Annotated in this window: 23 protein-coding genes and 1 riboswitch; of the genes, 15 read left to right on the top strand and 8 right to left on the bottom strand. The window is 74.2% G+C overall.

Features of this window, described 5'->3' with window-relative positions:
- Positions 1-14: 14 nt before the first annotated feature.
- From ACZ4FH_RS05675 to cobM, 4 genes are all read left to right on the top strand, one after another.
- Entirely contained in the window at positions 15-1,292 is a 1,278-nt protein-coding gene (locus ACZ4FH_RS05675; RefSeq protein WP_467302537.1) for a multidrug effflux MFS transporter, read from the top strand.
- An 81-nt stretch (positions 1,293-1,373) separates the two neighbouring features.
- A complete protein-coding gene (locus ACZ4FH_RS05680) occupies positions 1,374-2,486 on the top strand; it encodes a DmpA family aminopeptidase (protein ID WP_467302538.1) in 1,113 nt (370 codons plus the stop codon).
- 194 nt (positions 2,487-2,680) lie between these two features.
- The gene (gene cbiE / locus ACZ4FH_RS05685) at positions 2,681-3,949 is read left to right on the top strand and encodes a precorrin-6y C5,15-methyltransferase (decarboxylating) subunit CbiE (RefSeq protein ID WP_467302540.1); all 1,269 of its coding nucleotides are present in this window, start codon (positions 2,681-2,683) and stop codon (positions 3,947-3,949) included.
- On the top strand, positions 3,946-4,695 hold the full coding sequence (cobM, locus tag ACZ4FH_RS05690) for a precorrin-4 C(11)-methyltransferase (RefSeq protein ID WP_467302542.1): 750 nt from the start codon (positions 3,946-3,948) through the stop codon (positions 4,693-4,695). The genes cbiE and cobM overlap by 4 nt, the downstream gene beginning before the upstream one ends.
- 22 nt (positions 4,696-4,717) lie before the next feature.
- Here the strand turns inward: cobM and ACZ4FH_RS05695 are convergent, their stop codons facing one another.
- Positions 4,718-5,833 carry a cobalt-precorrin-5B (C(1))-methyltransferase gene (locus ACZ4FH_RS05695; RefSeq protein WP_467302543.1) on the bottom strand — a complete coding sequence of 372 codons (1,116 nt, stop codon included), beginning with the start codon at positions 5,831-5,833 and terminating at the stop codon, positions 4,718-4,720.
- Positions 5,834-5,907: 74 nt separating this feature from the next.
- On the opposite strand from ACZ4FH_RS05695, the gene ACZ4FH_RS05700 reads away from it, so the two are divergent.
- Positions 5,908-6,672: a cobalt-precorrin-6A reductase gene (locus ACZ4FH_RS05700; RefSeq protein ID WP_467302544.1), complete on the top strand. Its 765-nt coding sequence runs from the start codon at positions 5,908-5,910 to the stop codon at positions 6,670-6,672.
- On the opposite strand, the gene ACZ4FH_RS05705 is transcribed toward ACZ4FH_RS05700, so the two are convergent.
- The 3 genes from ACZ4FH_RS05705 to cobG are packed head-to-tail and all read right to left on the bottom strand — an operon-like array spanning position 6,657 to position 10,233.
- Positions 6,657-8,162, bottom strand: coding sequence for a precorrin-2 C(20)-methyltransferase (locus ACZ4FH_RS05705; protein WP_467302545.1), 1,506 nt, complete (start codon positions 8,160-8,162; stop codon positions 6,657-6,659). The two genes, ACZ4FH_RS05700 and ACZ4FH_RS05705, sit on opposite strands and share 16 nt — an antisense overlap.
- 2 nt (positions 8,163-8,164) lie before the next feature.
- Positions 8,165-8,791 (bottom strand): precorrin-8X methylmutase, encoded by a 627-nt coding sequence (locus ACZ4FH_RS05710; protein WP_467303073.1) that lies wholly within the window; start codon positions 8,789-8,791, stop codon positions 8,165-8,167.
- Positions 8,792-8,835: 44 nt separating this feature from the next.
- Positions 8,836-10,233, bottom strand: coding sequence for a precorrin-3B synthase (gene cobG, locus ACZ4FH_RS05715; protein ID WP_467302546.1), 1,398 nt, complete (start codon positions 10,231-10,233; stop codon positions 8,836-8,838).
- A gap of 70 nt (positions 10,234-10,303) precedes the next feature.
- A riboswitch (cobalamin riboswitch) is annotated at positions 10,304-10,402 on the top strand.
- A gap of 87 nt (positions 10,403-10,489) precedes the next feature.
- Here cobG and cobN point away from each other — a divergent pair.
- Complete coding sequence (cobN, locus tag ACZ4FH_RS05720) at positions 10,490-14,092, top strand: cobaltochelatase subunit CobN (RefSeq protein WP_467302548.1); 3,603 nt, start codon at positions 10,490-10,492, stop codon at positions 14,090-14,092.
- Between the two features lie 16 nt (positions 14,093-14,108).
- Here cobN and ACZ4FH_RS05725 read toward each other — a convergent pair whose 3' ends face one another.
- Positions 14,109-14,882 carry an IclR family transcriptional regulator gene (locus ACZ4FH_RS05725; protein WP_467302549.1) on the bottom strand — a complete coding sequence of 258 codons (774 nt, stop codon included), beginning with the start codon at positions 14,880-14,882 and terminating at the stop codon, positions 14,109-14,111.
- Between the two features lie 161 nt (positions 14,883-15,043).
- Between ACZ4FH_RS05725 and ACZ4FH_RS05730 the strand changes: the two genes are divergently transcribed.
- A complete protein-coding gene (locus ACZ4FH_RS05730; RefSeq protein ID WP_467302550.1) occupies positions 15,044-15,748 on the top strand; it encodes a CoA transferase subunit A in 705 nt (234 codons plus the stop codon).
- A gap of 1 nt (position 15,749) precedes the next feature.
- Positions 15,750-16,412 (top strand): CoA transferase subunit B, encoded by a 663-nt coding sequence (locus ACZ4FH_RS05735; protein WP_467302551.1) that lies wholly within the window; start codon positions 15,750-15,752, stop codon positions 16,410-16,412.
- A 66-nt stretch (positions 16,413-16,478) separates the two neighbouring features.
- Here the strand turns inward: ACZ4FH_RS05735 and ACZ4FH_RS05740 are convergent, their stop codons facing one another.
- The 3 genes from ACZ4FH_RS05740 to ACZ4FH_RS05750 all read right to left on the bottom strand — a co-directional run bounded on the left by ACZ4FH_RS05740 (position 16,479) and on the right by ACZ4FH_RS05750 (position 19,335).
- Positions 16,479-17,168: an IclR family transcriptional regulator gene (locus ACZ4FH_RS05740; RefSeq protein ID WP_467302552.1), complete on the bottom strand. Its 690-nt coding sequence runs from the start codon at positions 17,166-17,168 to the stop codon at positions 16,479-16,481.
- A gap of 29 nt (positions 17,169-17,197) precedes the next feature.
- Positions 17,198-18,406, bottom strand: a complete 1,209-nt coding sequence (fahA, locus tag ACZ4FH_RS05745) for a fumarylacetoacetase (RefSeq protein WP_467302554.1) — start codon at positions 18,404-18,406, stop codon at positions 17,198-17,200.
- Positions 18,407-18,495: 89 nt separating this feature from the next.
- Positions 18,496-19,335, bottom strand: a complete 840-nt coding sequence (locus ACZ4FH_RS05750) for a hypothetical protein (protein ID WP_467302555.1) — start codon at positions 19,333-19,335, stop codon at positions 18,496-18,498.
- 231 nt (positions 19,336-19,566) lie between these two features.
- Between ACZ4FH_RS05750 and ACZ4FH_RS05755 the strand changes: the two genes are divergently transcribed.
- The 7 genes from ACZ4FH_RS05755 (at position 19,567) to ACZ4FH_RS05785 (ending at position 26,305) form a co-directional block, all read left to right on the top strand.
- A complete protein-coding gene (locus ACZ4FH_RS05755; RefSeq protein WP_467302556.1) occupies positions 19,567-20,766 on the top strand; it encodes a homogentisate 1,2-dioxygenase in 1,200 nt (399 codons plus the stop codon).
- Positions 20,767-20,833: 67 nt separating this feature from the next.
- Positions 20,834-22,171: an MFS transporter gene (locus ACZ4FH_RS05760; protein WP_467302557.1), complete on the top strand. Its 1,338-nt coding sequence runs from the start codon at positions 20,834-20,836 to the stop codon at positions 22,169-22,171.
- 116 nt (positions 22,172-22,287) lie between these two features.
- A complete protein-coding gene (locus ACZ4FH_RS05765) occupies positions 22,288-23,055 on the top strand; it encodes an SDR family NAD(P)-dependent oxidoreductase (protein ID WP_467303074.1) in 768 nt (255 codons plus the stop codon).
- Entirely contained in the window at positions 23,052-23,516 is a 465-nt protein-coding gene (locus ACZ4FH_RS05770; protein WP_467302558.1) for a nuclear transport factor 2 family protein, read from the top strand. The genes ACZ4FH_RS05765 and ACZ4FH_RS05770 overlap by 4 nt, the downstream gene beginning before the upstream one ends.
- Complete coding sequence (locus ACZ4FH_RS05775; RefSeq protein ID WP_467302559.1) at positions 23,513-24,352, top strand: SDR family NAD(P)-dependent oxidoreductase; 840 nt, start codon at positions 23,513-23,515, stop codon at positions 24,350-24,352. Before ACZ4FH_RS05770 ends, ACZ4FH_RS05775 begins: the two co-directional genes overlap by 4 nt.
- Entirely contained in the window at positions 24,345-25,802 is a 1,458-nt protein-coding gene (locus ACZ4FH_RS05780; protein WP_467302560.1) for an FAD-dependent oxidoreductase, read from the top strand. The genes ACZ4FH_RS05775 and ACZ4FH_RS05780 overlap by 8 nt, the downstream gene beginning before the upstream one ends.
- On the top strand, positions 25,799-26,305 hold the full coding sequence (locus tag ACZ4FH_RS05785; protein ID WP_467302562.1) for a nuclear transport factor 2 family protein: 507 nt from the start codon (positions 25,799-25,801) through the stop codon (positions 26,303-26,305). The genes ACZ4FH_RS05780 and ACZ4FH_RS05785 overlap by 4 nt, the downstream gene beginning before the upstream one ends.
- The last annotated feature ends 28 nt before the right edge of the window (positions 26,306-26,333 follow it).

Raw genomic sequence — 26,333 nt, forward strand, 5'->3', positions numbered from 1 at the left:
TTACCTTTTTCGTCATGGTATCCCCTTCCCCTGCCTCCGACGAGGCGGCGCTCCGCGCTGCCCGCACCCCGGCCGCACCCGCCCGCGCCGCCGCCCTCATCGCCGTCCTGGGCGCGCTCACCGCCGTCGCCCCGCTCGCCACCGACATGTACGTGCCCGGCCTGCCCTCCATGAGCGCCGCGCTGCACGCGAGCGGTTCGGCCGTCCAGCTCACCCTCACCGCGTTCCTCGTCGGCATGGTCGTCGGCCAGCTGCTCATCGGCCCCGTCAGCGACGGCCGGGGCCGCCGCGGACTCCTGCTCGCCGGAACCGCGGGCTTCGTCCTCTTCTCCGTGCTCTGCGCCGCCGCGCCCACCGTGGAACTGCTCACCGCGGCCCGCTTCCTCCAGGGGTTCGCGGGCGCCGCCGGCATGGTGCTGGCCCGCGCGGTCATCACCGACCGCTTCCACGGGGCCGACGTCCCCCGCTACTTCGCGCTGCTCTCCCAGATCCTCGGCATCGCCCCGATCGTGGCCCCGGTCATCGGCGGCGCCGTCCTCTCGCTCTCCACCTGGCGCGCGGTCTTCGGCGTGCTCGCCGTCCTCGGCGCGGCCCTGCTGTTCGCCGTGGTGCGCACCGTCCCCGAGACCCTGCCGCCCGAACGCCGGCACACCGGGGGCCTCACCGGCACCTTCCGCACCATGGGGACCCTGCTCGGGCACCGCGCGTTCATGGGCTACGTGCTCGTGCTCGGCTTCACCTCGGCGGCCCTGTTCGCCTACATCAGCGGATCGAGCTTCGTCTTCCAGAACGTGCACGGTGTCTCGGCCACCGGCTACTCGCTGATCTTCGCGTCGAACGCGGTGGGCATGCTGATCGCCGGATTCGCCTTCGCCCGGCTCTCCTCGCGGGTCCGGCTCAACACCCTCCTGACCGCCGGGCTCGCGCTCTCCGGCGCCGGCGCGGTCGCCCTGCTCGCGCTCCCGGCCCTGACCGGGACGCACCTGGCCGTCACCTGGATCTGCCTCTTCGTCACGGTCTCCGGAGTCGCGATGATCTTCCCCTCGACCATGAGCATCGGCCAGAACCTGGGCCGGAGCGCGCCCGGCGCCGCCTCCGCGCTCATCGGCGGCCTCCAGTTCCTCTTCGGTGCCGTCGCCTCCCCGCTCGTCGGCCTGTTCGGCGAGGACACCGCGACCCCGATGGCCGTCATCGTGCTCGCTGCCCTCGGCGCGGCGGCCGTCTGCCTGGTCGTCCTGGCCCGCCCGTGGCAGGCCCACGGCGAGGTCCACCCCGGACCCGGCACCCGCTGAGACCGGCCGGGGGCGCGCTGTCCGGACGCACGGGCGTTCCCGTAGCCTCACCGGCACGACGACAGCACACGGGAGGAAGCAGTGGACGACAGCCGCACGAGGGCGCGTGACCTGGGCATCCGGCTGACCGGCGAACCCGGGAAGTGGAACGCCGTCACGGACGTCCCCGGGGTAGAGGTCGGATTCGTGACCCTTCAGGAGGGCGAGGACGTCCGCACCGGCGTCACCGCGCTCCTCCCGCGCGGCCGGGACGGCGTCGGCACCCCCTGCGCGGCCGGCTGGCACTCGTTCAACGGCAACGGCGAGATGACCGGCACCACCTGGATCGAGGAGAGCGGCGCCCTCGCCGTCCCGGTGCTCCTCACCAACACCTACGCCGTCGGCCCGGTGCACCGGGGCGTCGTCGACTGGGTGCGCACCCACTGCCGGGGGATGGCCCCCGAATGGCTGCTGCCGGTCGTCACCGAGACCTGGGACGGCCACCTCAACGACATCCACGGCGACACCGTGCGCCCCCACCACGCCGCCGAGGCCATCGAGGCGGCCGCCTCCGGCCCGGTCGAGGAGGGCTCGGTCGGCGGCGGCACCGGCATGCGCTGCTACGGATTCAAGGGCGGCTCCGGCACCGCCTCGCGGACCGTCTCCTACGGCGCGGACCGCTACACCGTCGGCGCGTTCGTCCAGGCCAACTTCGGGGCCCGGCGCGAACTGACCGTCGCCGGCGTACCGGTGGGCCGCGAACTGCCCGACGCGCCCCGCCCGGAGCCCGACGCCGAACGCCAGGTCCCGCCGGGGGCCGGCTCCGTGATCGTGGTCGTCGCCACGGACGCCCCGCTGCTCCCCGGCCAGTGCAAGGCCCTCGCCCGCCGCGCCACCCTCGGCCTCGCCCGCACCGGCACCACCGGCAGCCACTTCTCCGGCGACATCTTCCTGGCCTTCTCCACCGCCAACGCGGGGGCCCTCACCAGCACGTTCCCCGAGGACGACGGCAGCGCCCCGTACGAGTCGATGAGCTTCGTGCCCTGGGGGCGGATGGACCCCTTCTACACCGCGGTCGTCGAGTCCGTGGAGGAAGCGGTCCTCAACGTGCTCACCGGCGCACGCTCCATGACCGGGCGGGCCGGCCACCACGTCCCGGCCCTCCCGCTCGACCGGGTCACCGAACTCCTCGCGGAGCGCGGCGCCCTGGCGTAGCCCGTACCGCCCCGTCCGGCGCGGGAGATCCCGCGCCGGACGCAAGGCCGCAGGTCGCAGCCGTACGGGAGCGTGAGGCGAAGGTCACCTCCGGGCCGTGGCGGCCGCCCGGAACAGTAGAGTTCGGATGTGTCGGCCACCGGAGCGTCAAGGACGCCAGGTGGGCCCAGCCCCCGAGAACCGAGGTACCGTCCGTGACCCCCCGCCCCGCCGCGCCCGCCCCGCACACCGTGAGCGTGGTCGGCATCGGCGCCGACGGCTGGGCCGGACTGACCGGGACCGCCCGCGCGGAGCTGACGGACGCGGAGGTACTGATCGGCGGCGCACGCCAGTTGGACCTGCTGCCGGCCGCCTGCGAGGGACGCCGGGTGCCCTGGCCCTCGCCGCTGCGCCCCGCCCTGCCCGGACTGCTCGCCGGCCACGCCGGCCGGCGCGTCGCCGTCCTCGCCAGCGGCGACCCCCTGTTCTACGGCATCGGCCGCGCCCTCACCGAGGTCCTGGGCGCGGCGGCGCTGCGCGTCCTGCCGCACCCCTCGTCCGTCTCCTACGCCTGCGCCCGCCTCGGCTGGCCGCTGGAGGACACCGAGACCGTCACCCTGGTCGGCCGCCCCCCGGCCCGGCTCGCCGCCGCCCTGCACGACGGCCGCCGGATCCTGGTCCTGAGCGCCGACGCCACCACCCCCGCCACCGTCGCCGCCCTGCTGCGAGACCGGGGCTTCGGACCGAGCCGGATCCGGGTCCTGGAACAGCTCGGCGGCGAGGACGAGTCCCGTACGGAGGGCACCGCCGACAGCTGGGAGCACCCGCCGGGCGACCCGCTCAACATCGTCGCCGTGGACTGCCGCCGCGCCCCCGACGCCCTGCGCCTCGGCGCCGTCCCCGGTCTGCCCGACGAGGCGTACGCGCACGACGGCCAGCTGACCAAGCGCCACGTCCGGGCCGCCACGCTCGCGGTCCTCGCCCCCGCCCCCGGCGAACTCCTCTGGGACATCGGCGGCGGCTCCGGCTCCATCGCCGTCGAGTGGATGCGCACCCACCCCTCCTGCCGGGCGATCACCGTCGAACGCGATCCCGAGCGGGCCCGCCGCATCACGGAGAACGCCGAGCGCCTCGGCGTCCCCGCCCTGCGCGTCGTCACCGGCCCGGCGCCCGCCGCCCTGGCCGGACTGCCCGCCCCCGACGCCGTGTTCATCGGCGGCGGGCTCACCGCGCCCGGACTCCTGGACGCCTGCTGGGAGGCGCTGCCGCCCGGCGGACGGCTCGTCGCCAACACCGTCACGCTGGAGTCCGAGGCGGTCCTCGCCCAACGCCACCGCCGGCACGGCGGCGAACTCGTCCGTCTCGCCGTCGCCCACGCCGTCCCCGTCGGCGGCTTCACCGGCTGGCGCCAGGCGATGCCCGTCACCCAGTGGTCCGTACGCACCCCCTCCGCCCCCGTTCCCCGTCCAGGAGACGACAGATGACCGTGTACTTCATCGGCGCGGGCCCCGGTGCCGCCGACCTCATCACCGTGCGCGGCGCCCGCACCCTCGCCTCCTGCCGGGTCTGCCTGTACGCCGGCAGCCTGGTGCCCCGCGAACTCCTCGCCGAATGCCCCGACGGCGCACGGCTGGTGGACACCGCCGGACTCGACATCGAGCAGATCACCGCCGAACTGACCGCCGCGCACCGGGCCGGCCACGACGTCGCCCGGCTGCACTCCGGCGACCCCTCGGTCTTCAGCGCGGTCAACGAGCAGATGCGCCGCCTGGACGAGGCGGGCATCCCGTACGAAATCGTCCCCGGAGTGCCGGCCTTCGCCGCCGCCGCGGCCGCCCTCAAGCGGGAACTGACCGTGCCCACCGTCGGCCAGACCGTCATCCTCACCCGGATCGCGCGGCGGGCCACCGCGATGCCCGAGGGCGAGGACCTGGCGACCCTGGGCCGCAGCCGCGCCCTGATCGTGCTGCACCTGGCCGCCGGACACATCGACAGCGTCGTCGAGGAACTGCTGCCGCACTACGGCGCCGACTGCCCGGCCGCCGTCGTCGCCCTGGCCTCCCGCCCCGACGAGATCGTCCTGCGCGGCACCCTGGACTCCATCGCCGCCCAGGTGAAGGCCGCCGGAGTCGTCCGTACCGCCGTCATCATGGCCGGCCGCACCCTGGGCGCCGAGCAGTTCCACGACAGCCACCTCTACTCGCCCGCCCGTGAACGGCACACCTGCTGACCCCACGGCCGCCCCGGACCGGTCAGCGCACCCCGCTGCGCCCCACGACCGCGCCCGCCCGGTCGATGCAGACGACGTCCACGGCGACCGGCGCGCCCCGCAGCACCGACAGCGCCTGCTCGCGCGCCTCGACCGCCACCAGATCGCCCAGCGGGACCCCGCGCGCCCGGCACGTCTTCAGCGCCGCGAGACCGGTGTTGGCCGAGGCCACCTCGGCCGCCAGCTCCTCGTCCGCACCGCCCCGCCGGGCCAGCCGGGCGAGGAACTCCTTGTCGACCTGGGAGCGGCCCGAGTGGAGGTCGAGATGACCGGCCGCGAGCTTGGACAGCTTGGCGAACCCGCCGCAGATCGTGAGCCGTTCGACCGGGTGGCGGCGCACGTACTTGAGGACCGCGCCCGCGAAGTCCCCCATGTCCAGCAGGGCCAGCTCCGGCAGCCCGTACTCGGCGACGGCGGTCCGCTCCGAGGTGGAGCCGGTGCAGCCCGCCACATGGCGCAGACCGGCCGCCCGCGCCACGTCCACCCCGCGCCGGATCGAGTCGATCCACGCAGAGCAGGAGTAGGGCACCACGATCCCGGTCGTGCCGAGGATCGACAGACCGCCCAGGATGCCCAGCCGGGGGTTCCAGGTGGAGCGGGCGAGCTCCTCGCCGTGGTCCACGGAGACGGTCACCTCCACGTCCCCGGAGCCGCCGTGCGCCGCCGCGACCCGGGCGACGTGGTCGCGGATCATCTGCCGGGGCACCGGATTGACGGCCGGTTCCCCCACGTCCAGGGGGAGTCCGGGCAGCGTCACCGTGCCCACGCCCGGCCCCGCCCGGAACACCACGCCCGCCCCCGCCGGCAGCGCCCGCACGGTGACCCGGACCAGCGCGCCGTGTGTGACGTCCGGATCGTCGCCCGCGTCCTTCACCACCCCCGCCGTCGCCCGCTCCCCGGCCAGCTCCTCGACCGCCAGGGCGAAGGCCGGAGTCTGCCCCCGGGGCAGCGTGATCGTCACCGGATCGGGGAACTCGCCGCTCAGCAGGGCCGTGTACGCGGCGGTCGCCGCCGCCGTCGCACAGGCACCGGTCGTCCAGCCGGGCCGCAGACCGGTGTGCGCGAGCTGGGCACCCCGCCCGCCCTTCGCCTCGCTCATATCACTCACACCACTCGTGTCACTGGGGAGACCCGTGCCGCTGGGTCCTGTAGGGCGTTCCCCGGAGGGAATCGATGCACGTTCTGATCCTCGGCGGTACGACGGAGGCCCGCAGGCTCGCCGAACTGCTGGCCGCCGCCCGCCCCGCCGCGACCACCGTGACCAGCTCGCTCGCCGGACGCGTCGCCGGCCCCCGGCTTCCGCCGGGGGAGGTCCGCGTCGGCGGGTTCGGCGGCGTCGACGGACTCGCGGCCTGGCTGCGCGACCACCGGGTGGACGTGCTCATCGACGCCACCCATCCGTTCGCCGGGACCATCAGCCGGAACGCGGCCCTCGCCGCCACCGCCGCCCATGTTCCCCTGCTGATGCTGCGCAGACCCGGCTGGGTGCCCGTGGACGGCGACGACTGGCACCCGGTCGGCTCCCTCGCCGAGGCCGCCGGGGCGCTGCCCGCGCTCGGCCGCCGGGTCTTCCTCACCACCGGCCGCATGGGCCTGGCCGCGTTCGCCGGACTGGACGCGCTGTGGTTCCTCGTCCGGTCCGTCGACCCCCCGGAGCCCCCGTACCCCGCCCGGATGGAGACCCTGCTGGAGCGGGGCCCGTTCACCCTGGACGGGGAACGGGAGCTGATCCGCCGCCACCGCGTCGACGTCCTCGTCACCAAGGACAGCGGCGGCGCCGCCACCGCGCCCAAGCTGGAGGCCGCCCGCGAGGCCGGGATCCCCGTCGTCGTGGTGCGCCGGCCCCCGCCCCCCGAGGGGGTCGCGGTGACCGGCACCCCCGAAGGGGCCCTCGCCTGGCTGCGCGGGCACGGAATCGGCGGTCAGACCTCCGGGTAGCGGCGCGGCGTCCACACGATCTGCCGGCCGCCCGGCCCCTGTTCCCAACGGGTCTGCGAGGAGCCGACGATCAGCAGGGTGCGCATGTCGACCTCGGCCGGATCGAGCGCGGCCAGCCGGACCGTACGGACGGACTCGGCCGGACCGCCCACGTCCTGGGCCACGACCACCGGCGTGTCCGGGGAGCGGTGCTCCAGCAGCAGATCGCGCGCCTTCCCGACCTGCCAGGTCCGGCTGCGGGAACCGGGGTTGTACAGGGCGAGCACCAGATCCGCCGAGGCCGCCGCCCGCAGCCGCTCCGCGATGACCTCCCACGGCTTGAGCCGGTCCGACAGGGACAGCACGGCGTAGTCGTGGCCGAGCGGCGCCCCCGCCCGCGCGGCCGCCGCGTTGGCCGCGGTCACCCCCGGCAGCACCCGCACCGGCACCGCCGCGTACTCCTGGCGCGCGGCCACCTCCAGGACGGCCGTCGCCATGGCGAAGACCCCCGGGTCACCGCCCGAGACCACGGCCACCCGCCGCCCGCGCCGCGCGAGGTCGAGGGCGAACTCCGCCCGCTCCGACTCGACCTTGTTGTCCGAGCCGTGCCGAGCCTGCCCCGGACGCACCGGCACCCGGTCCAGATACGTGGTGTAGCCGACCACGTCGTCGGCGGCGGCCAGGGCGCCCCGGGTCTCCGGCGTCAGCCAGAGCGGTCCCGCCGGACCCGTCCCCACGACGACGACCTCGCCGCCGCCGGGGACGCGCTCCGGACGCGGCGCGCCGACCCGGCTGGGCAGGACCGCCACCGCGAAGTACGGCACGGACGCGGCGTCGGTCTCCGCCAGTTCGCCCAGCCGCTCCCCGGCCATCGTGGCCCGCTCGACGTAGCGGGCCTCGGGCAGCCGCCCCGACGCCTCGAACGCACGCCGCACGGTGGGGAAGGTGCGGCCGAGCTTCATCACCACGGCCGCGTCGGTCCCGGCCAGACGCGCCGTCAGCTCCTCCTCCGGAAGGGTGCCGGGCAGGATCGTCAGCACCTCCTCGCCCTCCGCGAGCGGGGTCCCGAGCCGGGCCGCCGCCGCGCTGACCGAGGTCACGCCGGGGATCACCTCGGTGGGATACCGGTCGGCGAGCCGCTTGTGCATATGCATGTACGAGCCGTAGAACATCGGGTCGCCCTCGGCCAGCACGGCCACGGTCCGCCCCGCGTCGAGATGGGCCGCCAGCCGCGCCGCCGCCTCGGTGTAGAAGTCCTCCAGCGCGCCCCGGTAGCCGCCCGGGTGGTCGGTGGTCTCGGTGGTGACCGGGTAGACCAGCGCCTCCTCGATGTGGTCGGCCCGCAGATGCCCCGCCACGATGGACCGTGCGATGGAACGGCCGTGCCGGGCGCTGTGGTACGCCACCACGTCGGCCCCGGCGACGACCTCCACCGCGCGCAGCGTCATCAGGGACGGATCGCCCGGCCCCAGCCCGACTCCGTACAGCCGGCCGGTCTTCTGCTCACTCACGCTTACTCTTCCTCGCTGGCGATCGCGTTGAGCGCGGCGGCCGCGATGGCGCTGCCCCCGCGCCGCCCGCGCACGATCAGATGGTCGAGGCCGGACGGGTGCGCGGCCAGGGCGTCCTTGGACTCGGCGGCGCCGACGAAACCGACCGGCACCCCGATGACGGCGGCGGGGCGCGGAGCCCCCTCCTCGATCATTTCGAGGAGCCGGAACAGGGCGGTGGGCGCGTTGCCGACGGCCACGACCGCGCCGTCCAGCCGGTCCCGCCACAGCTCCAGGGCGGCCGCGCTGCGTGTGGTGCCGAGTCCGGCCGCGAGTCCGGGCACGGCCGGGTCCGACAGGGTGCAGACCACCTCGTTGTCCGCGGGCAGCCGCTTGCGGGTCACCCCGCTGGCGACCATGGCCACGTCGCACAGGATCGGCGCCCCGGCGCGCAGCGCCGCACGGGCCCGGACCACGACGTCCGGGCTGAACGCCAGATCACGGACCAGGTCGACCATGCCGCAGGCGTGGATCATCCGGACCGCGACCTGGCTCACCTCCGGTGACAGGCCCGCGAGGTCCGCCTCCGCCCGGATGGTGGCGAAGGACTGGCGATAGATGGCCGGTCCGTCCTTCTCGTACTGGTGCACAGTGGTGTCGCTCTCTTCATCGGGCGTGGAAGGGATGGGGAAGTTCACGGGGCGGGGGTCGGGGGCCGGCCGTCGGCGGCGCGGGCCGCCGCGATCGCCGCCGCGAGGGCCGACGGATCGTCCGGCACGTCGGCCGGGGCCCCGGGCACCCCGTCGCGGACCCGGGTGACGCGGTGTCCGTCGCCCAGGGCGAGGACGTCGACCCAGGTGCCGCGCGGACGGCCGCACCGGCGCTCGCACCCCGACCAGTACACCGGCAGCGGACCCACGGCCCCCAGCGCGGCGGCCGCCTCGGCCCGCACGTCCGCGCGCGATTTCGCGCAGCCCGGCCGTCCGGCACAGGCCCCGACCCCCGTCCAGGGGGAGCCGGGACCGGTCACCAGACCGGCCGCGTCCAGGGCCTCCAGCGCCGCGTCCGCCCGTCCGGCCGCGACATCGGGCACGATCACCCCGCGCCACGGGGTGAGCCGCAGTCCGCCGGATCCGTGCTCCCGGGCCAGGTCCGCCAGCAGCCGCCACTGCGCGCCCCGGAGCCGTCCGAACGGCACCCCGACGGACAGGGAGGCCGACCCGTCCGGCCCCGGCACGAGACCCGGCGGCGGTGATCCTGACGTGGCGTCAATCCCCGGCGCGGGCAACGCGATCGGGGTGAAGGGGACGCCGTCCCTCCGGAGTCGTCGCGCCAGCTCGTCGAGCACGGGCCGCGCCCCGTCCGCCAGGTCCGCCACCCGCCAGGCACTGGTGGGGCGCGCCGCGTCCAGGAACGCCTCGGCGGCGGCCAGCGCGGCCCGGGGAGCGCCGGCGTCCGGGACGCGCAGCGCCTCCCGGACGGGCCCGACGCGCAGGGCCGCGTCCCCGCCGTCCAGCGCCCGCAGCGTCACATCCGCGCCGAGCGCGTCCATGTCGCCCCGGCCGTCGTCGAGCGCGAACAGGAACCGCCCGGAGAGCCGGGTCGCCGCCTCGCTCGCGCACACCAGCGCGTCCAGCGCGACCAGCCACGGCCGGACGGCCCGGACCCCGCGACCGTCCAGCCCGGACAGCGGCGAGGCCACCACGTTGCGGACCCGCTCATGGCGTTCCGAAGGCAGCAGACCCGACGCGCGCAGCAGGGCGGACAGTTCGCCGCCGCACTCCTCGCCCAGGCCCCGAATCTGCACATTGCCCCGCGAAGTGAGATGCACGTCACCGTCGCCGAGCCGCCGCGCCACCTCGGCCAGAACCTCCGTGCCGTCCGCGTCCAGCACCCCGCCCGGAACCCGGATCCGGGCCAGCGCACCATCGTCGGCCGCGTGCAGCCGCAGCGCTCCCGGACACCGGTCACCAGCCTCTGACCTGCGCGAACGCACACCGGCTGGCGGTTCGGGGCGCTCGCCGCCGGACCCGTCGGAGGCATCGCCGGGCAGCGCGGAAAAGGTGGGAGAGGGGGGCATGGCGGCGAGCATACCGACCATCTCATCAGACCCGGCGCCGCCCGCAGTCGCTACTATGCCCCCTGACGGACCCACCGGTCCGTCGTCGCCACAGACGGCGACAGGGGAGGAAGCCCGGTGCGAATCCGGCGCGGTCCCGCCACTGTGAGCCCGGTCCCCGGACCGGGTGAGTCAGGAACTCCCTTTCCCCGCACCCGGCTCCGGCCGGGCCAGGGGGAAACTCGACACCGCCCGGGGCGTGGACACCCCGAGGAAGGCCTGACGCCGCATGATCCTGCTCCTGTCGACGTCCGACACCGACCTGCTCAGCGCCCGCGCGTCCGACGGGCCGGTCGCCTACCGCCACGCCAACCCCTCCCGGCTCCCGCTCCAGGACCTGCCCGGCCTCCTCGACGGCGCCGAACTGGTCGTCGTACGGCTGCTCGGCGGGGTCCGCGCCTGGCAGGACGGGCTCGACCAGGTCCGCGCCACCGGCCTCCCCGTCGTCGTCCTCACCGGAGAACAGGCCCCCGACGCCCAGCTGATGGCCGCCTCCACGGTCCCCGTCGGCATCGCCGCCGAGGCCCACGCCTACCTCGCCCACGGCGGCCCCGCCAACCTCGAACAGCTCGCCCGCTTCCTGTCCGACACCGTCCTGCTCACCGGCCACGGCTTCGAACCTCCCGCCCCCGCACCCTCCTGGGGCCCGCTGGAACGCACCCCCCGCGCCACGGCCCCCGACGCCCCCACCGTCGCGGTGCTCTACTACCGGGCCCACCACATGAGCGGCAACACCGCCTTCGTGGAAGCCCTGTGCGGGGCCGTCGAGGACGCCGGGGCCCGCGCCCTGCCGCTGTACGTCGCCTCGCTGCGCGCCCCCGAGGCCGAACTGATCGAGGCCCTGCGCGCCGCCGACGCGATCGTCACCACGGTCCTCGCGGCGGGCGGCACCCGGCCCGCCGAGGCCTCGGCCGGCGGCGACGACGAGTCCTGGGACGCCGGCGCGCTCACCGCACTCGACGTGCCGATCCTCCAGGCGCTCTGCCTCACCAGCTCCCGCACCGACTGGGAGGACAACGACGAGGGCGTCTCCCCGCTCGACGCCGCGAGCCAGATCGCCGTACCCGAATTCGACGGCCGCCTCATCACCGTCCCGTTCTCCTTCAAGGAGATCGACGAGGACGGCCTCCCCGCCTACGTCCCCGACCCCGAACGGGCCGCCCGCGTCGCCGGGATCGCCGTACGCCACGCGACGCTGCGCCGCATCCCCAACGCCGGCAAGCGCCTGGCGCTGGTCCTCTCCGCGTACCCCACCAAGCACTCCCGGATCGGCAACGCCGTCGGGCTCGACACCCCCGCCAGCGCGATCGCCCTGCTGCGCCGCCTGGCCGCCGAGGGCTACGACTTCGGGGACGAGGAGGTCCCGGGGCTCGTCTCCGGCGACGGCGACGCACTGATCCGCGCCCTCATCGAGGCCGGCGGCCACGACCAGGAGTGGCTCACCGACGAACAACTGGCCCGCAACCCGGTCCGTATTCCGGCCGCCGACTACCGCCGCTGGTACGCCACGCTCCCGGCCGCACTCCGCGAGGGAGTCGAACGCCACTGGGGCCCGCCGCCCGGCGAGATGTTCGTCGACCGCTCCCGCAACCCCGAGGGCGACATCGTCCTCGCCGCCCTGCGCCGGGGCAATCTCCTCATCCTCATCCAGCCGCCGCGCGGCTTCGGCGAGAACCCGATCGCGATCTACCACGACCCCGATCTGCCGCCCTCGCACCACTATCTGGCCGCCTACCGCTGGATCGCCGCCCGCGCCGACGACGGCGGCTTCGGCGCCGACGCCATGATCCACCTCGGCAAGCACGGCAACCTGGAATGGCTGCCCGGCAAGAACGCCGGACTCTCCGCCGCCTGCGGCCCCGACGCCGCGCTCGGCGATCTGCCGCTCGTCTACCCGTTCCTCGTCAACGACCCCGGCGAGGGCACCCAGGCCAAGCGCCGGGCGCACGCCACGCTCGTGGACCACCTCGTGCCGCCGATGGCCCGCGCCGACAGCTACGGCGACATCGCCCGCCTCGAACAACTCCTGGACGAGCACGCCCAGATCGCCGCCATGGACCCGGCGAAGCTCCCCGCGATCCGCGCCCGGATCTGGACCCTCATCCAGGCCGCGAAGCTCGACCACGATCTGGGCCTGGAGGACCGCCCGGAGGACGAGGGCTTCGACGACTTCATCATGCATCTCGACGGCTGGCTCTGCGAGATCAAGGACGTGCAGATCCGCGACGGACTGCACGTCCTGGGCGGCGCCCCCACCGGCCCGGCCCGGGTCAACCTCGTCCTCGCGATCCTGCGCGCCCGCCAGATCTGGGGCGGCACCGCCTCCCTGCCCGGACTGCGCGAGGCCCTGGGCCTGGACGAGTCCGCCGCCGTCCGCGCCGACGCCGACGCCGTCGAGGAGCGGGCCCGCGCCCTGGTCCAGGCGATGGAGGACGCCGGCTGGGACGGGTCCGCCGTCGCGACCGTGGCCGCCGGACACCCGCAGGCCGTCGCCGACATCCTCTCCTTCGCCGCCTCCGAGGTCGTCCCGCGCCTGGCCGGCACCACCGCCGAACTCGACCACTGCGTCCACGCCCTGAACGGCGGCTTCGTCCCCGCCGGACCCTCCGGCTCCCCGCTGCGCGGACTGGTCAACGTGCTGCCCACCGGCCGCAACTTCTACTCCGTCGACCCCAAGGCCGTTCCCTCCCGGCTCGCCTGGGAGACCGGACAGGCCCTGGCCGACTCGCTCCTGGAGCGCTACCGCGCCGACAACGGCGACTGGCCCGAATCCGTCGGACTCTCCCTGTGGGGGACGAGCGCGATGCGCACCGCCGGGGACGACGTCGCCGAGGCCTTCGCGCTGCTCGGCATCCGCCCCGTCTGGGACGACGCCTCACGCCGCGTCACCGGCCTGGAGCCGGTCCCCGCCGAGGAACTGGGCCGCCCCCGCATCGACGTCACCCTGCGCATCAGCGGCTTCTTCCGCGACGCCTTCCCGCACACCGTCGGCCTCCTCGACGACGCGGTCCGCCTCGCCGCCTCCCTGGACGAACCCGACGCCCTCAACCACGTACGCGCCCACACCCGCGCCGACCTCGCCGCGCACGGCGACGAACGCCGCGCCACCACCCGGATCTTCGGCTCCCGCCCCGGAACCTACGGCGCCGGACTCCTCCAGCTCATCGACTCCCGCGACTGGCGCACCGACGCCGACCTCGCCGAGGTCTACACGACCTGGGGCGGCTACGCCTACGGCCGCGACCTGGACGGCCGCCCGGCCCGCGAGGAGATGGAGACCGCGTACCGGCGGATCGCCGTCGCCGCCAAGAACACCGACACCCGCGAGCACGACATCGCGGACTCCGACGACTACTTCCAGTACCACGGGGGCATGGTCGCCGCCGTCCGCGCCCTCCGGGGCAGCGCCCCCGAGGCGTACATCGGCGACTCCACCCGCCCCGAGACCGTCCGCACCCGCACCCTCACCGAGGAGACCTCCCGGGTCTTCCGCGCCCGGGTCGTCAACCCCAAGTGGATCGAGGCGATGCGCCGCCACGGCTACAAGGGCGCCTTCGAACTCGCCGCGACCGTCGACTACCTCTTCGGCTACGACGCCACGACCGGCGTGGTCGCCGACTGGATGTACGACAAGCTCACCGAGACCTACGTCCTCGACCCGGTCAACCGCGCCTTCTTCCAGGAGGCCAACCCCTGGGCCCTGCACGGCATCGCGGAACGCCTGCTGGAGGCGGAGTCCCGGGGCATGTGGGCCGAGCCCGACCCCGAGGTGCTGGCCGCGCTGCGGCAGACCTTCCTGGAGACCGAGGGCGAGCTGGAGGGCGAGGACTGAGCCGTACGGCCCCGGCTCAGCGGGCCGCCGGGGCGCGGCCGTGCCCCGCCCGGGTGCTGAGCCGGTGCGCCGTCCGCAGCAGCAGCCGGCCCAGCTCCGGGCGCCGGTCGTCGCGGAACCGCGATTCGACGCCGGTGATGCTGACCGCCCAGGCGGGCCGCCCGTGCTGGTCGAAGACGGCGGCGCCCATGCCCCAGCTGCCCTCCAGGACGAGCGCCGGATTGGTCGCGTACCCGGCGGTGCGCGTCAGCCGGACCCGCTCGCGGATCCCGTCCGCGTCGTGCGCCGCTCCCCACGCCCCGGTCAGCTCGGTACGGCCGAGATAGGCGTCGATCTCCTGGTCGTCCAGGAACGACAGGATCGCCAGACCGCCCGACGCGACGCCCAGCGGGAAGCGCGTGCCCTCCTGGAGCACGAAGGAGCGGAGCGGGAAACTGCCCTCCTCCCGCAGCACGCACACGTTCTCGTCGCCCCGGCGCAGCGACAGGAACGCGCTCTCGCCGGTCTCGTCGGCCAGCGCCCGCACGGCGGGGCGCGCCGTGTCGACGAAGTCGTAGCGGCGCGCGGCCAGCGCCCCCATCAGGAAGACCTCGGGGCCCAGATGCCAGCGGCCGGTGCCGTTGTCCCGGTCGAGGAGACCGGAGTCCTGGAGCGAGGACAGGATCCGGTGCACCGTCGTCCGGGCCACCCCGGCCTGCTGGGCGGCCTGCGCGGTGGTCACCCCGTCCGCCGCCGCGCTGACGATCCGCAGCAGCGCCGCCGCCCTGCTGATGGCCTGGGCACCCTCCATCGAAGCCTCCATATCGTGGACGGTTCTGCGTCGCACGCTCACGATCAGAGCGGTTGTGCCGTCCGGGACAGTAAACCCCACCTGGCCATTGCCGGGGAATCGCGGCCCTCTCTACGGTGTGGGGGAGCGTCCACTTTATGGACAGGAAACAAGGAGTGGACATGTCGAAGGTGTTCACCAGCGCGTCCGCGGCGCTGGAGGGGCTGCTCCGCGACGATCTGACCATCGCGGTCGGCGGCTTCGGTCTGAGCGGCAATCCGCTGGACCTGATCGAGGCGGTCCGCGACTCCGGTGTGCAGGGGCTGACGGTCGTCTCCAACAACATGGGCGTCGACGGCAAGGGCCTCGGGCTGCTGCTGGAGAAGCGCCAGGTCCGCAAGGTCATGGGCAGCTACGTGGGGGAGAACAAGCTGTTCGCCTCGCAGTACCTGGACGGCACGCTCGACGTCGAGTTCGTGCCGCAGGGCACGCTCGCCGAGCGGCTGCGGGCGGGCGGGGCGGGCATTCCGGCCTTCTACACCCCCACGGGCGTCGGCACCCCGGTCGCCGAGGGTAAGCCCACCGCGGAGTTCGACGGCCGCACCCATCTGCTGGAACGGGCCGTCGTGCCCGATCTCGCGCTCGTCCACGCGCACCGCGCCGACCGCGAGGGCAATCTGACCTACCGCCTCACGGCCCGCAACTTCAATCCGCTGGTCGCCACCGCCGGGACCGTCACCGTCGTCGACGCCGAAGAGGTCCTGGAGGACGGCTTCCTGGACCCCGACACGGTGACCACGCCCGGCGTCTTCGTGCACCGGGTGGTGGCCGCGCGGCCCCGGGCCAAGGAGATCGAGCAACTGACCGTACGGACCCGGGAGGCCTGAGATGGCGTGGACACGTGAGCAGATGGCGGCGACGGCCGCCGAGGAGCTGCGGGACGGCCAGTACGTCAACCTCGGCATCGGCATTCCGACCCTGGTCGCCAACCACCTCCCGCCCGGGGTGCGGGTCACCCTCCAGAGCGAGAACGGCATCCTGGGCACGGGCCCGTTCCCGTACGAGGGGGACGAGGACGCCGATCTCATCAACGCCGGCAAGCAGACCGTGACGCTGCTGCCCGGGGCGAGCGTCTTCGACTCGGCCACCTCGTTCGCGATGATCCGCGCGGGCAAGGTGCAGACCGCCGTCCTCGGCGCGCTCCAGGTCGCGGCCAACGGGGACCTGGCCAACTGGACGATCCCCGGCAGGCTCGTCAAGGGCATGGGCGGAGCGATGGACCTGGTCGCTGGCACGCCCCGGGTGATCGTGCTGACCGAGCACAACGCCAAGGACGGCAGCCCCAAGATCGTGGAGCGGTGCACCCTGCCGCTGACCGGCGCGGGCGTCGTCCAGCGCATCATCACCGACCTCGCGGTCTTCGACGTCACCCCGCGCGGACTGGAACTCGTCCGCCTCGCCCCCGGCACCGACCCGGAGGAACTGCGCGGGCGCACCGGCGCGCCGTTCACCGTCCGCCTCCCGGAGGGCGACCGGGTCCGGGGAGCGTGAGCACACCACGACGGCCGGCCCCCGCGCACGGGACGCGCGGGGGCCGGCCGTCGTGCGGGGCCGGGATCAGCGGTGGTCGCTCGGAGTGCCGAGGAAGGCGACCGCCTCCATGACGTGGACCACGGCCAGTTCGGCGATGGCCGGGTCCGCGGTGACGACGTTGAGCGCGGCGCGGACCGGCCAGCCCGGGAGCGGTGCGGCGATGCCGTACGCCCCGACGTTCACCTCGCTGTGCGTGGAGACGAAGCCGGCCTCGCGGATCGACTGGACCCGCTCCGGCTCGCCCGCCCGCGGCGGCCCGGAGGCCAGGCAGGCCAGCCCTCCGGAGCCGCTGTCGATCGGGTCGCGGCTGCCCTTGCGGTACCAGAACAGCGGCCCGTCGGTGGGCGGTTCGGCCACCACCGTGGTGACGGCCGCCGTCCCGATGATCTCGACCAGGCTCGCCGTGGCGTCGACCTGGCGGGCCAGGCGCTGGAGCACGGGCTCCGCGACGACGCGCAGGCTGGGGCCGGACTCGCCGAGTATCCCGGACACGGCCGGGCCCACGGCGTAGCGGCCCTCGTCGTCGCGCGAGGCGAAGCCCGTGCGGTGCAGCGAGACCAGCAGCCGGTGCGCGATGGAGCGGTGGAGGCCCGTCGCCGCGGCGACCTGACTGGTGTTCAGACCCTCGGAGTGGCGGCTCAGTTCGACCAGGATCGCGAGTCCGCGCTCCAGGGTCTGCGAGCCGCCGCTCTCGGTGTCGTTCGGGGGTGTCATGACACCTCTCTGGGGGTCGTCGGGGGTCGCTAGGCCGTGGGGAGGATCGTGCCGCGGACCTCGCCGAGGCCGATGCGGCCCCGGGCGCCCGGCGCCGAGTAGCGCAGGACCACCTCGTCGCCGTCCTCCAGGAAGGTGCGCTTCTCGCCCCCGGCGGTCCACGGCTCGGTGCCGCCCCAGGACAGTTCGAGGAAGGAGCCGCGCTGATCCTTCTCCGGGCCGGAGATCGTACCGGAGGCGTAGAAGTCGCCGACGCGCAGCGAGGCCCCGTTGACCGTGAGGTGGGCGAGCATCTGCGCGGGCGACCAGTACATGGACCGGTACGGCGGACGGGCCACGACCGTGCCGTTGACCTCGACCTCCACGTCGATGTCGTAGCCCGAGGGGCCCTCCTCGCGGAGGTAGGGCAGCACCTCGGGGTTCTGACCGGGCAGTGCGACGCGGGCGTGCTCCAGGGCGGCGAGCGGGGTGACCCAGGCGCTGATGCTGGTGGCGAAGGACTTGCCGAGGTTGGGGCCCAGCGGCACGTACTCCCAGGCCTGGATGTCCCGGGAGGACCAGTCGTTGACGCCCGTGACACCGAAGACCGTCTCGGTGAACTCCGAGGTCGGCACGCGCTCGCCGAGCGGGAGCGTGCGCCCCACGACGAAGCCCAGTTCGGCCTCGATGTCCAGACGCAGCGAGGGGCCGTACGTGGGCGCCGGGTCGGCGGGGGCCTTGCGCTGGCCGGCGGGGCGGCGCACCGGGGTGCCGGAGACGACGATCGAGCCCGCGCGGCCGTGGTACGCGACGGGCAGATGGCGCCAGTTCGGCATCAGGGCGTCGCCGTCGGGGCGGAAGATCCGGCCGACGTTCCCGGCGTGGTCGAGGGAGGCGTAGTAGTCGACGTAGTCCGCGACCTGGAACGGCAGGTGCAGGGTGACGCCGTCCAGCGGGACGAGCCGGACGCGGCCCCGGTGGGCGGTGTCGGTGAGCAGCTCCACGGCCCAGGCGCGGACGGCGGCCCAGGTGGCGGGTCCGGCGGCCATCAGCGGGTTGAGCGCGGGGGCGTCGAGCAGCTCCGTCCACTCGGGGCGCAGCGCGGCGGCCGCGTGGCCGAGGTCCAGGACCTGGTCCCCGATGCGGACGCCGAGGCGCGGTCCGGCGTCCTCGGTCGAGAAGACGGCGTACGGCAGGTTGTCGACGTCGTAGGGGCTGCCGTCGGCGGCATCGGCCCAGGTGACGGGGTGGGTGCTCATGGTGGGGCCCTTCGGTGTCGGTGGTCCGGATGGCGTGGTGCGGTGCGGGCGGAGGCGGGATCGGGGCGTGCGCGGCCCGCCGCGGGGGATCAGGAGCCGAGCAGTCCCAGCGCGCCCAGGTCCTGGAGCGGTTCGAGGACGCTGCAGGAGCCGTACGAGGTGAAGGCGGTGCGGGCCGCCGCGGCCCCCTCCTCCGGGAGTGCGGTGACGGCCGCGGCGAGCGCCTGCGGGTCGCGTGCGGCGAGGGCGGACCGGACGGCGGGCAGCCCTTCCCCGGCGCGGGCCCGTGCGGTCGCGAGCAGCACATTGAGGTAGCCGTGGTGCTCGAAGCCGGTGGCGGGGGCGGTGTGGCGGACGGCGTGGTGCAGTCCGGCGGTGCACTTGAACGGGGTGCCGGCGGCCACGGCCGCGTGGATCCAGGCGGCCAGCTCGTCCTCGGTGGGGAAGGCGGCGGCCTCGGTGCCCCCGGTGCGGAACTTCAGCCGGAAGCCGTGCCGGGCGACTGCGGCGAGCGACGCACCCCACTCCGGATCGCCGGGCCGGGGCACCTCGACGTACACGGTCCCGGGCGGGTCCAGGGCCGCCAGCTCGTCGATCTGCCCGGCGACGGGCCGGTCCGGACCGGGCCTGACCTCCAGGGCGGCGAGGACCAGCCGGCCGGTGGCGCCCAGGGCGGTCAGCGCGGCGGGAACGGCCGCCGCCCCGGCCACGAGGCTCACCCGCAGCCCGTCCGGGAACAGCGCCGGCTCCGCGAGCGCGGCCAGCTCCTCCAGGGCCGTGGAGGCCACGACGAACGGGCCGATCAGCCCGGCGTGGTCGGACGCCAGATGGGCGGCGTGCTCGGCCACGGCACGGGGCAGCGGAGCCAGACCGGGCGGGAAGACCGCCGCGTCGTCCACGAGATGTCGGAAGGCGAGAGGTATTGACACGCGACACACCCTAGCCGAGGATCATCGAAATGCGAACAGGTGGCGTTCTTTAATCGGTCACCTTCTCCGGTCGCCAACCCCCGGTCGCCACCGCGACGTTGGTTCGCCACCGCGACGTTGGTTCTCCACCGCCGACCGCCGCAGCGCCTTCCGTATCGGCGCCGGGCGCCACAGGGCCGTTCGCTCACCCTCGTTCCCCAGCCCGTCCTGGGTCTACCCGCCGGAGGAGTCATGGCGTACTACCGTCGAGTCGGCATCGTGCCGCCGAAGCGGCACACGCAGTTCCGCGACGACGCGGGCGCGCTCCACTACGAGGAGCTGATGGGGGAGGAGGGCTTCTCCTCCGACTCCTCGCTCCTCTACCACCGGGGCGTGCCCTCCGCGATCGTCGCCGCCGAGGTCTGGGACCTCCCGGACCAGGCGACGGAGGCCAACCACCCGCTCAAGCCCCGCCACCTCACCCCGCACGCCCTGTTCGACGCGGACACCGCGGCCCGCACGGACGCGGTGACCGGCCGGCGGCTCCTGCTCGGCAACGGCGACGTGCGCCTCTCCTACGTCGTCGCCGGGGCACGCTCACCGCTCTACCGCAACGCCGTCGGCGACGAGTGCGTCTACGTGGAGTCCGGCACCGGGACCGTGGAGACCGTCTTCGGCGTGCTCCCGTACTGCACGGGCGACTACGTCCTCCTGCCGCGCGCCACCACCCACCGCTGGCTCCCCGACACCACCGACGGACCCAGCCGGCTGTACGCGATCGAGGCCAACAGCCACATCGCACCGCCCCGGCGCTACCTCTCGAAGTACGGCCAGCTCCTGGAGCACGCCCCCTACTGCGAACGGGACCTGCACGGCCCCGAAGCCGTCCACCTCGCCGAGGGACGCGACACCGAGGTGCTGGTCAAGCACCGGGGCGGCCCCCACGGCGTCGTCGGCACCCGGTTCCGCTACGACACCCACCCCTTCGACGTCGTGGGCTGGGACGGCTGCCTCTACCCGTACACGTTCAACATCGAGGACTACATGCCGCTCACCGGCAAGATCCACCAGCCCCCGCCGGTGCACCAGGTCTTCGAGGGCGACCACTTCGTCATCTGCAACTTCGTGCCGCGCAAGGTGGACTACCACCCGCTCGCCGTGCCGGTGCCGTACTACCACTCCAACGTCGACAGCGACGAGGTCATGTTCTACGCCGGAGGCGACTACGAGGCCCGCAAGGGCTCCGGCATCGGCGTCGGCTCGCTCACCCTGCACCCCGGCGGGCACGCCCACGGCCCGCAGCCGGCGGCGCTGGAGGCCTCGCTCGGCGCCGAGTACTTCGACGAGACCGCCGTCATGGTCGACACCTTCCGCCCCCTCGAACTGGGAGAGGGCGGCCGACGGACCGACGACGGCGCCTACGCCTGGGTCTGGGCCGGCCGGCAGGCCTGACCCCCGTCCGCTCCACCGCACCCCCGCACCCCGCACCCCCGTGAAGAGCTTCCCGAAGGACCCTTCCATGGACAACCTGGCCACCGAGACGGCTGCCGCGGCGACCCCGCCGGCGGAATCCCCCGCCCCGTCCGCCCAATCCACGCTGAAAGTGATCAGGGCGGCGATCCTCGGCACCGTCGTCGAGTACTACGACTTCGGTATCTACGGCTACATGGCCACCCTGATCGCCTCGCACTTCTTCGTCGACAGCGATCCGAACACGGCCCTGCTCTCCACCTTCGCCGCCTTCGCGGTGGCCTTCTTCCTCCGCGCCCCCGGCGGCATCCTCTTCGGCCACATCGGCGACAAGTACGGCCGCAAGAAGGCCCTCACCTGGACCATCCTGCTCATGGCCGTCGCCACCACGGCGATCGGCCTGATCCCCTCGTACGCCACGCTCGGCCTGTGGGCCACCGTCCTGCTGGTGCTCTGCCGCTGCCTCCAGGGCTTCGCCGCGGGCGGTGAACTCGGCGGCGCCAACGCCTTCGTCTCCGAGCACGCCCCGGCGGACCGGCGGGCCTTCCACACCTCGTTCGTGAATACCGGCACCTACCTCGGCTCCCTGTTCGCGTCCCTCGTCGCGCTGCTCCTCACCTCCACCCTCAGCGAGGACACCGTCCGCGACTGGGCCTGGCGCATCCCCTTCCTGCTCAGCGTCGTCATCGGCGTGATCGGCATCTACATCCGCAGCCAGCTGCCCGAGACCGAGCAGTTCGAGGCCGTCCAGGACAGCGACACCGTCGAGGTCGCCAAGTACCCGGTCGCCGACGTGTTCGCCCACGCCTGGCGGCAGATCGTGCTCGTCATCTTCCTCGGCGCGCTGATCGTCGGCGGCTACTACGTCGCCGGTGTCTACGCCGCCAGCTACCTCCAGACGGAGGGCGGCCACTCCGCGGACTTCGCGTTCACCTCCACCTGCATCGCCATGGTCTCCGCCGTGATCAGCCTCCCGATCGCCGGACGCATCGGCGACCGCTACGGCCGCCGGCCGGTGTTCTTCGTCGGCAGCGGCGTCACCGCCGTCATCGGACTGCCCGCCTTCATGCTGATGCGCGACGGCGCCCCGCTCGCCGCGATCCTCGCCCACTCCTCGCTGACCTTCTTCATCGGACTCGTCAACGGCGTCTCCTTCGCGACGTACGCCGAGATCTTCCGGGCCCGCTACCGCTACACCGGCATCGCGATGAGCAACAACGTCACCAACATGGCGCTCGGCGGCACCGCCCCCTTCATCGCCACGCTGCTCATCAACATGACCGGCAACAACCTCGCCCCGGCCGGCTATCTCATCGCCACCGCCGTCATGACCTTCGTCGCCACCTTCTTCCTCAAGGAGACCCGCGGAACGGAGCTGGAGCTGTGAGCGCCGCACACCCCGGGACCCCCGCCGCTTCCACCGGACCTCTTGCCGCTTTCGCCGGGACCCCCGCCACCCCGTGTCCCCCCACCGCCCGCCGCCGGTTCGAAGGCCGCTCCGTCGTGGTCACCGGCGCCGCCGGAGGCCTCGGCCGGGCCGACTGCCTGGCCCTGGCGGCCGAGGGCGCCCACATCTGGGCCGCCGATCTGGACCTGGACGCCGCGACGGCCCTGCTGCCGGAGCTCGAAGCGGCCGGCGGATCGGGGAGGGCCGTCCCCCTCGACGTCGCCGACCCCGACGCCTGGACCGCGCTCGCGGGCGAGATCGAGGCGGCCGGACCCCTGCACGGCCTGGTCAACAACGCGGGCGTCAGCCTCCGCGCCGGCATCGCCGGCACCACCGTCGACCAGTGGCGCCGGATCATGGACATCAACCTCTCCAGCGTCTTCTACGGGCTCAAGACCCTCACCCCCGCCCTGACCGAAGGCGCCCGGAACGGCGGCGCCGCCGTCGTCAACATCTCCTCCATCGCCGGAATGGTCGGCTACTTCTCCGCCACGTACGGCACCAGCAAATGGGGCGTACGAGGACTCTCCAAGGTCGGCGCGCTCGAACTCGCCGCCCACGGCATCCGCGTCAACTCCCTCCACCCCGGCCTCACCGACACCCCGCTGCTCCACCAGGCCCCCGACACGGGTTTCGTCGACGAGAGCGCGAAGTCCGTCCCCGCGGGCCGGCTCGCCAGCCCGCAGGAGATGGCCGGAGTCGTCGCCTTCCTCCTCTCCGACGACGCCGCGTACATCACCGGAGAGGAACTGGTCGTCGACGGCGGACTCACCTCCGGCGGCCTCTACCACCGCATCCTGTCCGGACTGGCGGCGGACCGGTGAACCCGCTCCTCGCGACGCTCCTGGAGGTCCAGCACCTCTACGCCGTCCAGTCCCACGCCATCGACGGCGGCGACGCCGAGGGCTGGGCCGGCACCTTCGTCCCCGACGGGGCGTTCGTCTCCCCGACCTACGACGCCCCCGTCCGGGGCCGCGACGCCCTCACCGCCTTCGCCCGCGACCTGCACACCGCCGCGCCCCACCTCCACCACCTGATCACCAACGTGGCCGTCCGCCCCGCGGACGCCCCCGGGGAGTACCGCGTCCGCGCGAACCTCCTCATCGTCACCACCCACGACCTCGCCGGCGGAGCGGCCCGCATCGACCGGATCACCACGATCGACGACCGGTTGCGCCGCACCCCCGGCCACCCCGAAGAACTGAGGCTCGTCCGCCGCCACGTCACACGCGACGGCGACGCGCCCGACACCACCGCACCACAGCAGAAGGAGCACCACCCGTGACCCACCAGACCACCCCCGCCGAGGACAACCCGGGTCGCGTCGACTACGCCCCCCTGCCCGCGACCAACCCCGAACTGGTCGGACGCACCGTCGTCGTGACCGGCGCCGGACGCGGCATGGGCGCCCTCTTCCTGGAGGAACTGGCCCGCCGCGGCGTCAACGGCGTCGGCGGCGACCTGGACGCCGCGGCCATGGCCGCCACCGCCGACGAGATCAACACCCGGCTGTCGGGCGTCGAGGGCGCCGGCCGCGTCGTCGGCGTCGGCGCCGACGTCACCGACCCGGCCGCCTCCGAGGCCCTGGTCGCCACCGCCCTGCGGGAGTTCGGCCGGCTCGACCTGTGGGTCAACAACGCGGGCGTCTTCCCCCAGGCCGAGTTCACCGACATCAGCCCCGAACAGCTCGCCCTCACCTACGGAGTCAACGTCAACGGCGTCGTCTACGGCGGCCAGGCCGCCGCCCGCCACTTCCGCACCGTCGACGGCGGCGCCATCGTCAACATGGCCTCGGTCGCCGCCGTCCGCGCCCGGCCCACCCGCGCCTCGTACAACTCCTCGAAGGCCGCGGTGAAGCACCTCACCACCTGCATGGCCGTCGAGCTGGGCCCCGACAACATCCGCGTCAACTCCATCGCGCCCGGCTACATCGACACCGAGATGACCCGCTGGGTCCGCGACGACCGGGCCGCCATGAACCGCGCCCTGAGCACCGTCCCGCTGCGCCGCATCGGCGCGCCCATGGAGGTCTTCGGCGCGCTGTACTTCCTGCTCTCGGACAGCGCCCGCTACATCACCGGCGCCAACATCCCCGTGGACGGCGGTTCCCAGCATGTCTGAGCCCGGCTACGACTACGACGTCATCGTGATCGGAGCGGGCGGCGCGGGCCTCGCGGCCTCCGTCTCGGCCGCCCAGGCCGGCGCCCGGGTCCTGCTCCTGGAGTCCGAGGACGAGATCGGCGGCTCCACCCAGCTCTCCGCCGGACTGCTCACCGCCTCCGCCACCAGCGTGCAGCGCGGCCTCGGCATCGAGGACTCCCCGCTGCGGATGTTCCAGCACTACATGGACCTCAACGGCTGGCGGCTGCGCCCCGGCCCGGTCCGGATGTTCTGCGAGGAGTCCGGCGCGATCGTCGACTGGCTGCTCGACCTCGGCGTGGAGATCCCCGCGCAGGTCTCCCGCAGCGCCCACGAACCGGGCCTCACCCGGGCCGGCGTCGAGGACGTCTGGCGCGGCCACGTCCCCAAGGACCAGGGCTACGGACTGGTCCAGGTCCTCGACAGGGCCCGCGCCCGCCTCGACGTGGACCTCGCGCTCGGCAGCCGGGTCGAGGACCTGGTGATCCGCGACGGAGCGGTCCGGGGCGTCGTCATCGGCGGCGAGGAGGCCACCGCCCCCGCCGTCGTCGTCGCCAGCGGCGGCCTCGCCGCCGATCCGGACCTGGTGCGCCGCTTCCTGCCGGACGCGGAGATCGCGGGCGACGCGCTGTTCGTCGTCGCGGCGCCCGGGGCCCGCGGCGACCACATCGGCCTGGCCGAACGCCACGGCCTGGGCCTCTTCGGCCAGGGCTGGGGCCTGCTCCTGGTCACCGCCGAGTTCCAGCGGTACCACCACTGGCAGAGCGGCTTCCCGCCGCCCTCGCGGATCCACGTCGGCCCCGACGGGCGGCGCTGCATGGACGAGGACGCGCCGTACGCGGTCAGCCCCGGCATCCTCAAGGACCACGGCGGCTGGGTCTGGTCGGTCTTCGACGACACCGCCCGCGCCGCCCTGCCGGAGGGCTACGCCGACTGGACCCCCGCCCGGGTCCTGGAGGAGGCGGACAAGGGCGTCGTCCTGCGCGCCGACACCCTGACCGGCCTCGCCGAGCTGATGGGCGTCCCCGCGCGGAACCTGGAGGCGGCCGTGGACCGCTTCAACACCCTCTTCACCGAAGGCCGCGACGAGGACTTCCTCCGCCACGAGTCCCTGGCTGCCAAGGGCGCCGACGCCCACCTCGCCCCGATCGCCACCGGCCCCTTCCACGCCGTGCGGATGCTCCCCGCCGAACTGGTCTGCACCCACACCGGCCTGGAGATCGACGCCTCCACCCGCGTCCTCGCCACCGACGGCCGCCCCGTCCCCGGTCTGTACGCGGCGGGCGAGGCCGCGGGCGGCATCCTCGGCGAGCGCTACGTCGGCGGCGGCAACTCCGTCGCCCACGCCCTCGTCCTCGGCCGCGTCGCCGGCCGCGAGGCCGCCGCCCGCGCCGCCACCCTGTCCCCCCGCCCCCAGGAGGCCACCGCATGAGCCGCGCCGACGACCGCTTCGCGATCCAGGACGTCCTCTTCCGCTACGCGCGGGCCGTGGACCGCCTCGACCACGACGCCATCGCCGCCTGCTACTTCGACGATGCCGTCGACGTCCACGGCGCCTACACCGGAGACGCCGCCGGCCTCGTCGAGGACATCCGCACCCGTCACCGCACCATCGACTCCTCCCAGCACTTCATCACCAACGTGCTCGTCGACTTCACCGACGACGACTCCGCCCACGTCGAGTCCTACTGCCTCTGCTACCTCCGCCAGGCCCCCACCGGACCCGGCACCCCCCAGGACCTCGCGATCATCCGCTGCCGCTACGTCGACCGCTTCGAACGCCGCGCCGGCACCTGGGGCATCGCCGACCGCGTCGTCGTCTTCGACGAGTCCCGCACGGTCCACGTCACGGACACCCTGGACCCGACCTGGGTCGCCTCGCACCGCGACGCTTCGGACCCGGTGTACACGTGGGGGGTGGGCGCGGGGGCGTAACTCCGGTGTGGGGCCCGCCGCCTCGGCT

Source organism: Streptomyces sp. NPDC024555 (assembly GCF_055559335.1).